This window comes from Promicromonospora kroppenstedtii DSM 19349, from assembly GCF_000515355.1.
Taxonomy (GTDB): Bacteria; Actinomycetota; Actinomycetes; order Actinomycetales; family Cellulomonadaceae; genus Promicromonospora; species Promicromonospora kroppenstedtii.
The window spans coordinates 7,143-16,830 of record NZ_KI911704.1; the positions used below are offsets into that span (position 1 = coordinate 7,143).

General features: G+C 70.1%; 9 protein-coding genes. 1 reads left to right on the plus strand and 8 read right to left on the minus strand.

From position 1 onward, the window contains the following. The 5 genes from PROKR_RS37480 to PROKR_RS18600 all read right to left on the minus strand — a co-directional run. Positions 1-387, minus strand: a 387-nt coding sequence (locus PROKR_RS37480; RefSeq protein ID WP_036965595.1) for a beta-galactosidase, incomplete at its 3' end; no start/stop codon positions are given. Next, the gene (locus tag PROKR_RS18585; protein WP_036965597.1) at positions 384-2,003 is read right to left on the minus strand and encodes a GH39 family glycosyl hydrolase; all 1,620 of its coding nucleotides are present in this window, start codon (positions 2,001-2,003) and stop codon (positions 384-386) included. The genes PROKR_RS18585 and PROKR_RS37480, both read right to left, overlap by 4 nt. A 101-nt stretch (positions 2,004-2,104) precedes the next feature. Beyond that, complete coding sequence (locus PROKR_RS18590) at positions 2,105-3,751, minus strand: ABC transporter substrate-binding protein (protein WP_036965599.1); 1,647 nt, start codon at positions 3,749-3,751, stop codon at positions 2,105-2,107. 62 nt (positions 3,752-3,813) lie between these two features. Next, positions 3,814-4,764: a carbohydrate ABC transporter permease gene (locus PROKR_RS18595; RefSeq protein WP_084800530.1), complete on the minus strand. Its 951-nt coding sequence runs from the start codon at positions 4,762-4,764 to the stop codon at positions 3,814-3,816. Continuing rightward, entirely contained in the window at positions 4,758-5,681 is a 924-nt protein-coding gene (locus PROKR_RS18600; RefSeq protein WP_036965600.1) for an ABC transporter permease, read from the minus strand. The genes PROKR_RS18595 and PROKR_RS18600 overlap by 7 nt, the downstream gene beginning before the upstream one ends. 225 nt (positions 5,682-5,906) lie before the next feature. Between PROKR_RS18600 and PROKR_RS18605 the strand changes: the two genes are divergently transcribed. After that, complete coding sequence (locus PROKR_RS18605; protein WP_036965602.1) at positions 5,907-6,923, plus strand: LacI family DNA-binding transcriptional regulator; 1,017 nt, start codon at positions 5,907-5,909, stop codon at positions 6,921-6,923. A gap of 19 nt (positions 6,924-6,942) precedes the next feature. Here the strand turns inward: PROKR_RS18605 and PROKR_RS18610 are convergent, their stop codons facing one another. The 3 genes from PROKR_RS18610 to eda form a co-directional block, all read right to left on the minus strand. Next, positions 6,943-7,935: an NAD-dependent epimerase/dehydratase family protein gene (locus PROKR_RS18610; protein ID WP_036965604.1), complete on the minus strand. Its 993-nt coding sequence runs from the start codon at positions 7,933-7,935 to the stop codon at positions 6,943-6,945. A gap of 107 nt (positions 7,936-8,042) precedes the next feature. Then, on the minus strand, positions 8,043-9,143 hold the full coding sequence (locus PROKR_RS18615; protein WP_036965606.1) for a sugar kinase: 1,101 nt from the start codon (positions 9,141-9,143) through the stop codon (positions 8,043-8,045). Beyond that, positions 9,140-9,688: bifunctional 4-hydroxy-2-oxoglutarate aldolase/2-dehydro-3-deoxy-phosphogluconate aldolase (gene eda / locus PROKR_RS18620; protein ID WP_036965608.1), on the minus strand; the 549-nt coding region annotated here is incomplete at its 5' end. The genes PROKR_RS18615 and eda, both read right to left, overlap by 4 nt.

Consider the following 9,688-nt stretch of genomic DNA (forward strand, 5'->3'; position numbering starts at 1 on the left):
GAGGCGGCCGGCGAGCTCCGCCGACAGCCGCCGGTAGACCGGCGAGCTCGGGCACGCGTTGTGCCGCTGGCCGAAGACGTGGCGCCGGCCCTGGAAGTCGGTGCGCTCCACCTCGGGGTGGCGGTGCGCCAGCCACGGCGGCAGCGCCCCCGTCGAGGTGGCCAGCACGACGCCGCGGCCACCCTCGACGGCGCGCGCCACGATCGCGTCGAGCTGCGCGAAGTCGTAGGTGTCCTCGTCCGGCTGCAGCGTGGCCCAGGAGAAGACGTTGAGCGTGAGCGTGTCGATCGACGCCTTGTCGAACGCAGCGTAGTCCTCCTCCCAGACGGGCCGGGGCCACTGCTCCGGGTTGTAGTCGCCGCCGTACAGGATCTTCGAGTCGGTCACGCGTCGTCCTTGTCGTTCGAGGTCCGGCTGTCGTTCGGAGTTCGGCCGTCGGGCGGGGTCCGGCCCAGGATGCGCGAGTCGTCCAGCCAGGGCGGAGTCTCGTCACGCACGGGGTCGAGGGTCACCAGGGTCACGCCGTGGCGGCCGAGGGTCAGGTCGAGGTCGGCCCGCCCGCCGTCCGCCGCCGGGACCACGGCCAGGGAGAAGGCGCGGCGGGCGGGTTCGCTCGCCTCGTGCAGGGCGTCGAGCTGCCGCGCCGACGGCGACGCGGGGCGCCCCATCTCGCGCCAGGCGGCCCAGGCGTTGCCGGCGGTCTCGTCGACGTCGTACCGCATCCCGAACACCCGCGACGTGTCAGACGTACGGATCCCTCCCGTGACCTGTACGTCTGACACGACCGGGACGCTCAGCCGGATCTCGTGGCGCTCGGGCTCGGCCACGTCGTCCGTGCCGCCCACGGGCTGCCAGGCCAGCACCGTCACCTGCCCCGTCGCGGCGTGCCGCGAGACCAGGTGGTCGGCGCCGCGTGCGAGGACCTCCTGCCCCATCCGCGCCATGAACGCGTACAGGTGGAAGGTCGGCTTGCGCACCTGGCGGTGCCCGAGCATGCCGAACCCGCCGTGGAAGAACGACGCCGGCACCCCCGCCTCCTCGAAGACGTCGCTGAACGTCCAGTAGGCGAAGGAGTCGGCGTGCTCGCCGCCGTTCGCGAGCACGGGGGCGAGGTAGGCCGCGTTGTACGCCGTGTCGTGCACCGGGTTGTCGGGCCGGTAGCTCGTGTTGAACTCGGTGACGTGCAGCGGGCGGCCCGCGAGCGCCGTCCCCGCCAGGAGCTTGGCGGGGCGGGCGAACTGGTCCAGCAGGTCCTCGGGCCGGCGGAGCGTCTGGTAGACGCCGAACGGCACGTGCTGGGCGGGGCCGGAGGTGTAGGCGTGCACGGACAGGAAGTCGGCGGGCAGGTCGCGCCGGGTGACGAAGTCCGCGAAGGGCTCCCACCAGTCGTCGGCCCCGGGTGAGATGGCAGGGCCGCCCACCTGGAGCGCGGCGTCGACGTTCTTCACCGCGAGCACGGAGGTCTCGTAGAGGCGGAAGTACGCCGCCTGGTCGGCGCCAGCCCAGAAGTGCGTGAGGTTGGGCTCGTTCCAGACCTCGACGGGCCAGGTCCGCACCTCGTCGATGCCGTACCGGTCGATCAGGTGCCGGAGCAGTGCCTGCACCAGGCGGGCCCACTCGGCGTGGTCGCGCGGCGGCGTGACGTTGCCCTGCCACCAGAACACGGTCTGGTCGCCGGACGCGAGGCCCTTCGGCATGAACCCGAGCTCGAGGAACGGCTTGATCCCGAGCCGCAGGTAGGCGTCGACCACCTGGTCCACGTAGGTGAACACGTAGGCGGTACCGCGGTGACCTGCGACGTCGTACGCGCGGTGCACGGCGACGTCGTCGTGCAGGATGCCGTGGCCGCGGATGTGCCGGAAGCCGATCTCGCGCTGTACGAGGGCCAGCGACTCCTGGTAGTCCTGCCGCAGGGCGAGGCTGAACCGCCCCGTGCCCACGCAGGTACGCCAGGCGTCCCCGAGCACCCCGCTCGCCGAGCCCGGAACATGAACCCGCTGCACAAAGCCCCTCTCGTGGTGCGATGAGTGCGGGACCAGGTCTCGACAGGCTCGGCCCGCTGGTCGAGCCTGTCGAGACCCCGAGTCCCGCACTCTGCGGATGGTTACTCGGTGACGCCCGCCGCCTGGTTCACGGTGTCGACGTACGTCTGTGCGCCGGCGCTCTCCACCTCGGCCACGTACGCGTCCCACTCGTCGAGCGAGCGGTCGCCCAGGATGAACTGCGACGTCGCCGTCATGACCAGGTCCTGCAGGTTGGTCTGCAGCAGCGAGGACTCCTCGCGCTGCATCTCGTCCATCGCGATGCCCGGGCCCTTCTCCGCGACGTCCTTCTGGTTCATCTCGTCGAGGAAGCCCTGCACCTCAGGCGTGAGCGTGGAGCGGACCAGGTCCGAGGTGGACCCGTGGGCCAGCGACCAGACCCCGTTGTAGTAGCCGAAGTCGGTGTTCAGCAGCTTCGGGGCGCCCGGGTTGAGGCCGCTCCAGTCGACGTCGTCGGCCAGGGTGCGGGTGCCGTCGGCGTCCTTCGTGTAGGTCTCGCCCTCGATGCCCCACTTGGCGAACTCGAGGCCCTCGTCCGAGTAGTACAGCCAGTCGACGAACTGCAGCATCGCCACGAAGTCGTCGCGCTCGGCGGCCTTGGAGGACAGCGCGATACCGGACTCGAACCGGCCGCCGGTGGTGGCGTCCATGATGTTGCCGGCGGGGCCGGCCGGGACCACGATCTCCTTGAGCTTCGCGTCCTTGTCGCCGGCCTCCTCGAAGCCGGTGCGGTACCGCGTCATCTCCTGGTCGTTGACGCCGAGGGCGGCGACCTTGCCGGTGGTCAGCTTGGCGATGGCCGGGTCGTCCTCCTGGGTCAGCCCCTCGGGGTCGAGCAGCCCGCGGTCCACCAGGTCGGCGAAGTAGGAGACCAGCTCCTTGTAGCCCTCGGACGTGCCGGTGTACTCGTACTCGGAGCCGTTCCAGGTCACGCCGTCGCCGTAGCCCCAGCCCGCCTCGGTGCCGAAGTTGCCGGCCGCGGCCTGGAGGGTGGCCTCCATGGGCCCGTTGATGGACCAGCGCTCGGTGTACGGGTAGTCGAGCTCCGGGTGCTCCTCCTTGATGACCTGGAGCTGATCGGCGAACTCGTCCCAGGTCTTCGGGTCCTCCAGGCCGGCGTCCTCCCACCAGTCCTCACGGATCGCGATCGAGTAGGACGGCTTGGGGCTCTCGTGCAGGCCGGGCAGCACGTAGAACTTGCCGTCGGCCTGGCGTAGGCGGTCCAGGTCTTCCTGGAGGCCCCACTTCTCGACCTTGTCCTGAAAGTTGGGTAGGTAGTCGAGGTAGTCCGAGATCGGCAGGACGGCGCCGCCCGAGGTGAGCGTCTCGACGTCGGCCGCATAGGTGGACGGGATCAGGTCGGCGGCGTCGCCGGAGCTGATCAGGAGCGCCCGCTTCTGCTGCCAGTCGGCCAGCGGCACCGACTGGATGTCGAAGGTGACGTTGTGCTCCTCCTCGAACGCCTTGAGGATCGACCAGTCCTTCTGGAGCGGGTAGTTCGGGTGGTCGCGGTACATGAGACCGAACGTGAGCGGCTCGGTCGCCTTGAAGGTGGTGCCGACGCCGTAGTCCTCCATGGCGCCGACCATCTTGTCGGCCGTGTCGACGGCGGCGCCGTCGTCCTCGCCGCCCGACGAGCACGCGGTGAGCGTGAGTCCGAGCGCGGCCACGGCCGTGGCCGCGGCGACCTTTCTAGGGGTGATCCTCATTGATTTCCTCCGGGGTATGAACGTCGTCGTTCGACGGCGGATCGGTCGGTGGTGCGGCGCGCTCAGCCCTTGACGGAGCCGAGCATCACGCCGGACACGAAGTACTTCTGGACGAAGGGGTAGAGGCACACGATGGGCAGCGCCGTGAGCAGCATCGTCACCGCCTTGACGTTGGCCCCGATCTGGACGGCGACGTCGCTCAGGCCCTCGCCGGTGCCGGTGGCGCCGGCGATGATGTTGCGCAGGAACACCGTGACCGGGTACATCTCCGGGTCGTCCATGTAGAGGAACGCGGGGAACCAGGAGTTCCAGAACCACACCGCGTAGAACAGGACCATGGTGGCGAGCACCGCCTTGCTGAGCGGCAGCACCACCCGGAAGAAGATGCCGTAGGTGGTCAGGCCGTCGATCGCGGCGGCCTCCTCCAGCTCCTCCGGGAAGTTCTCGAAGAACGACTTCATGACCAGCAGGTTGAATACATTGATCGCCTGGGGCACGACGACGGCCCAGATGGTGTTCTTGAACCCAAGTTGGCTGACCAGGATGTAGTTGGGGATGAGGCCGCCGGTGAAGAACATCGTGAAGACCGCGAACCCGATCAGGATCATGCGGCCCTTGAGGTACTTCTTCGACAGCACGTACGCGAACGTCGTGGTCAGTGCCATGGCGATCGCGGTGCCCACCACCGTGTAGACCACGGTGTTGAGGTAGTTGCGCCAGAACAGGTCCTGCTCCAGCACCGACATGAGGGTGGTGGTGTTGAACCCGATGGGCCAGACGGTGACGTCGCCGCTGCGGATCGCGGCCTCTGAGCTGAACGCCCGCGCCGCCAGGTTGAGGAACGGGTACAGCGTGACGGCGGCGACCAGCACCAGGATGGTCGTGTTGACCCAGCGGAACACCGTGTAGCCGGGGGTGTCCTTGACCGTGGTGGTCTCCGGGCGGGGCCGCGACAGGTCGGGGGTCTCGGCGCCCACGACGTCGGTGGTCGGGGCGGGGGCGGTGTTCACCACAGGGAGCTCCCGGTGACTCGGCGCGAGATGGCGTTGGCGGAGAAGACGAGGACCAGACCGATCACGGCCTCGAACAGGCCGATCGCCGTGGCGTAGCTCAGCTGCCCGGACGTGAGGCCGACGCGGTAGATGTACGTGGAGATCACGTCCGCCGTCGGCTGGGTCAGCGTGTTGTAGAGCAGGAAGATCTTCTCGAAGCCCACCTGCATGAACTGGCCGATGTTCAGGATGAGCAGCACCATCATGGTGGGCCGGATGCCGGGCAGCGTGACGTGCCACGTCTGCTGCCAGCGGTTGGCGCCGTCGATCCGCGCGGCCTCGTAGAGCTGCGAGTCGATGGTGGTCAGGGTGGCCAGGTAGAGGATGGTGCCCCAGCCGACGGTCTGCCAGACCTCGGAGGACACGTAGATCGTGCGGAACCAGTCGGCCTGCTGCATGAACGAGATGGGGTCGCCGCCGAACAGCTTGACCAGCCGGTTCACCGTGCCGTCCAGCGACGTCAGCTCGAACACGAAGCCCGCCACGATGACGACCGACATGAAGTGCGGCAGGTAGCTGACGGTCTGCACGAATCGCTTGAACACCCGAGAACGGAGCTCGTTGAGCAGCAGCGCCAGGATGATCGGCAGCGGGAACACGATCACCAGGGTCAGCGCACCGATGATCACGGTGTTCTGGAACGCCTGCCAGAACGCCTGGTCCTGGATGAACCGCTCGATGTAGTAGAAGCCGACCCATTCCTCGCCGAAGATCGACCCGCCCGGCCGGAACCGGCGGAAGGCGATCACGTTGCCGGCCATGGGCAGGTAGCGGAAGACCAGGAACCAGATGACCGGCAGGAGCGCGAGGCTGTAGAGGCGCCAGTGCTTGCGCAGTGCCAGGCCCCAGGTTTCCTTGCCGCGTAGCTCGGTAGCCATCCCCACCTCTTTGTGGAACGTTTTCGAAACTATCGACGACGATGCCGATAGTGCTTGTCGTGAGGGACAGTAGGGTGAGATCCGGTGACACGTCAAGACATGCCCAGAACGTGACGATTACGATCCAGACACGGCATTCCATCCCGGGTACGAGACCCGATGCTGGCGCGAGACGGTGTACCTTCGGGTCGAAAGTTCCGCAGACATGACCGAAAGGCGGGTGCGATGACCGGCGTGAGCCCCGGACCGACCATCGCGTCGATCGCGCGCGAGCTCGGCCTCTCGGTGCCCACGGTGTCCAAGGTGCTGAACGGCAGGGCCGACGTCGCCCCCGCGACCCGCGACCGCGTCGAGGCGGCCCTCGAGAAGCACCAGTACCGCCGTCGCCGGCCCGCCGCCGCGGCCCCCGGGTCGGGTCTGATCGACCTGGTGTTCCACCGGCTTGGCTCCGCGTGGTCCATGGAGATCATCCGGGGCGTGGAGGACGCCGCCGCAGAGCTGCGCACCAGCGTGATCCTGTCCGAGCTGGGCGGCGAGCACCGCCCGCCGGCCCGCTGGCTGGACACCACGATCTCGCGGCCACCGCTGGGCGTGCTGCTCGTCGCCGCGAACCTGTCCGACGCCCAGCACCAGCAGCTCGACCGGCGCGGCATCCCGTACGTGGTGATCGACACCGACGGCGAGCCGCCGGCCGACGTCGCTTCCGTGGGCTCCGACAACTGGAGCGGCGGGCTGCAGGCCACGCGGCACCTGCTCGCGCTGGGGCACCGCCGGATCGCCATGATCACCGGACCGTCGAACATGCTGTGCAGCCGCGCCCGCGTGGACGGGTTCCGGTCGGCGCACGAGGAGGCGGGCGCCGTCGTCGATCCCGCGCTCGTGCGCGAGGGCAACTTCTACGTCGAGGCGGGCTTCGAGCAAGGTCTGGAGCTGCTGTCGCTGCCGGACCGCCCCACGGCGGTGTTCGCGGGCTCCGACATGCAGGCCCTCGGCGTGCTCCGGGCCGCGCACCAGCTCGGCCTGCGCGTCCCGGAGGACCTGTCGGTGGTGGGCTACGACGACCTGCCGCTCGCGTCCTGGGTGGGCCCGCCGCTGACGACGGTGCGGCAGCCGCTCCGCGAGATGGGAGCGGCCGCCACCCAGATCCTGCTCGACATCGCCCGCGGCCGGTCGCCGAAGGTCCGCCGTCTCAACCTCTCGACCGAGCTGGTGGTCCGGGAGTCGACGGCGCCGCCGGCCTAGGCTCCCGCCCCGCGTCCCCTCAGATCGAGCGGGCGTGTGCCGCCAGGCGGTCGAAGGCGGCATCCAGCTCGGCATCGACGACCTGGGCCTCGGGGTGCGCCTCGAACCAGGACACCTGCTCGGCGGCGCCGATGTCGTAGGTGATCGTGGTGCCGAACTCGGGCACGAGCGAGCGCACCTTCGAGTTGTCGAAGACCATCGAGTGCGCCTTGTCGCCCACCAGGCCGGGGCCCATGTCGGGCAGCACGCGGGCGATGGTCTCGGACGCGACGTGCACCAGGTCGGGGCTCCGCACGCCCGCGGCCTCGGCCAGCCAGGTGTAGATCTGGTCCCAGGTGGGCGCGTGGGTGCCGGTGATGTGGAACGTGTCGCCCACGGCCAGCGGGTTGCCGAGCAGCCCCACGAACCCGACCGCGAAGTCCTCGGTGTGCGTGATCGTCCACAGGGACGTGCCGTCACCGTGGACGACGACGGGCTTGCCCGCCCGCATGCGGGCGACGTCGGTCCAGCCGCCCGACGTCGGCAGCAGCGTTCGGTCGTAGGTGTGCGACGGGCGCACGATCGTGGCGGGGAACCCGTTGTCCCGGTACTCGCGCACCAGCAGGTCCTCGCAGGCGATCTTGTCGCGGGAGTACTGCCAGAACGGGTTGCGCAGCGGCGTCGACTCCCGCACGGGCAGCCGCGACGGCGGTGTCTGGTAGGCCGACGCCGACGAGATGAACACGTACTGCCCGGTCCGGCCCGCGAACTGCGCGACGTCGCGCGCCACGTGCTCCGGCCCGAACGCCCGGAACTGGGCGACGACGTCGAACTCCCGGCTGCCGACGGCTGCGGCGACGGCCCCGGGGTCGTTCGCGTCCGCGACGAGCGTCTCCACCCCGGCGGGCACCGGACGGGTCGTGGATCTGCCCCGGTTGAGCACGGTCACCCGGTGTCCGAGCCGCGCGGCCCGGGCCACCGAGGCATGACTGATGATTCCGCTTCCACCGATGAACAGGATGCTCTGGGACATGCGCCAATCCTTGCACCGAGCACCCCGTCTGCGCTGGTCGGGGGCAAGATCGGTCCGAGGTGCGGACACCCGCCGACCCTGCCCCCGCGGCACGTCGCGCAGCGGGGTCAGCGCTGCACGCGCGCGCTGCCCCCGCCGGCCAGCTTGGCCACCTCGGCGAGCGTCGCCATGGTGGTGTCGCCGGGGGTGGTCATGGCCAGCGCGCCGTGCGCCGCACCGTACTCGACGGCCTCCTGGAGCGAGCCGAGCTCCATGAGCCCGTAGGCCAGGCCCGACGCGAACGAGTCGCCGCCGCCGACGCGGTCGAAGATCTCCAGGTCGGCCCGGTGGGTCGCCTCGGCGAAGCCCTCGGCGCGCGACCAGGCGATGGCGCCCCAGTCGTTGCGCGACGCCGAGCGCACCCCGCGCAGCGTCGTCGCGATCACCTGAAAGTTCGGGTACGCCTCGGACGCGGTCTTGATCATCGCCCGGAACGCCCCCGTGTCGAGGTCGGTCAGGTTCTCGTCGACACCCTCGACCTCGAAGCCGAGCGAGGCCGTGAAGTCCTCCTCGTTGCCGATCATCACGTCGACGTGGCTCGCCAGGCGCCGGTTGACCTCGCGCGCCCGCTCCTCGCCGCCGATGCCCTTCCACAGGGAAGGCCGGTAGTTCAGGTCGTAGGACACGATGGTGCCGTGCCGGCGGGCCGCGGACATCGCGGCCTCCGCGACGTCCGCGCTGCTCTCGGAGAGCGCCGCGAAGATGCCGCCCGTGTGCAGCCAGCGCACGCCGCGGGAGAACAGCGCGTCCCAGTCCACGTCCTCGGGCTTCATCTGCGAGATGGCGGTGTTGCCGCGGTCGCTCACGCCCACCGCGCCGCGCGCGCCGAACCCACGCTCGGTGAAGTTGAGGCCGTTGCGCACCGTGCGGCCGATGCCGTCGTAGGGCACCCACTGCACGTACTGCGTGTCGAGGCCGCCGGTGAGCATGAAGTCCTCGACCAGACGGCCGATCTCGTTGTCGGCAAGGGCGGTGACGATCGCGCCGCGCAGGCCGAAGCAGCGGCGCAGTCCGCGGGCCACGTTGTACTCGCCGCCGCCCTCCCACACGTCGAAGCCGCGGGCGGTGCGCACCCGGCGGTCGCCCGGGTCGAGGCGGAGCATGACCTCGCCGAGCGCGACGACGTCGTAGGCGCTCTCGGCGGCGGGGCGGACGTTCAGCGAGCTCATCGGTTCTTCTCCTGGTCGATCTGGGCAGCGAGGGCCACGGCGTCGCGGGTGCGGCTGGTGATCCCGTCCCAGTCCCCCGCGGTGACGAGCTTGCGGTCCACCATCCAGGACCCGCCGACGGCGAGGACCGGCTCCAGGCCGAGGTAGTCGCCGAGGTTGGCGGCGCTGACGCCGCCAGTGGGCACGAACCGCAGGCCCGGGAACGGCGCGGAGAACGCCTTGATCGCGGCGGGCCCGCCGACGACGGACGCGGGGAACAGCTTGACGACGTCGACCCCCAGGTCGAGCGCGGCCATGATCTCCGACGGCGTGGCGACACCGGGCAGCACGGGCACGCCGTGCTCCTGCGCGCGGCGCACGACGGCGGTCGACAGCCCCGGGGACACGATGTAGCGCGCGCCGGCCTCGACGACGTCGTCCACCTGCGCGACCGTGGTGACGGTGCCGGCACCGATCACGACGTCGGGCTGGTTCTTCGCGACCGCGCGGATGGCGTCGAGCCCGCCCGCGAGCCGCAGCGTGATCTCGGCGACGGGCAGGCCGCC

Bases quoted from the DNA above. Each gene is read 5' to 3' on its own strand.
- PROKR_RS18615 (WP_036965606.1), bottom strand. From the start codon at position 9,143: ATGAGCTCGCTGAACGTCCGCCCCGCCGCCGAGAGCGCCTACGACGTC.
- PROKR_RS18605 (WP_036965602.1), top strand. From the start codon at position 5,907: ATGACCGGCGTGAGCCCCGGACCGACCATCGCGTCGATCGCGCGCGAG.
- PROKR_RS18600 (WP_036965600.1), bottom strand. From the start codon at position 5,681: ATGGCTACCGAGCTACGCGGCAAGGAAACCTGGGGCCTGGCACTGCGC.
- PROKR_RS18610 (WP_036965604.1), bottom strand. From the start codon at position 7,935: ATGTCCCAGAGCATCCTGTTCATCGGTGGAAGCGGAATCATCAGTCAT.
- PROKR_RS18590 (WP_036965599.1), bottom strand. From the start codon at position 3,751: ATGAGGATCACCCCTAGAAAGGTCGCCGCGGCCACGGCCGTGGCCGCG.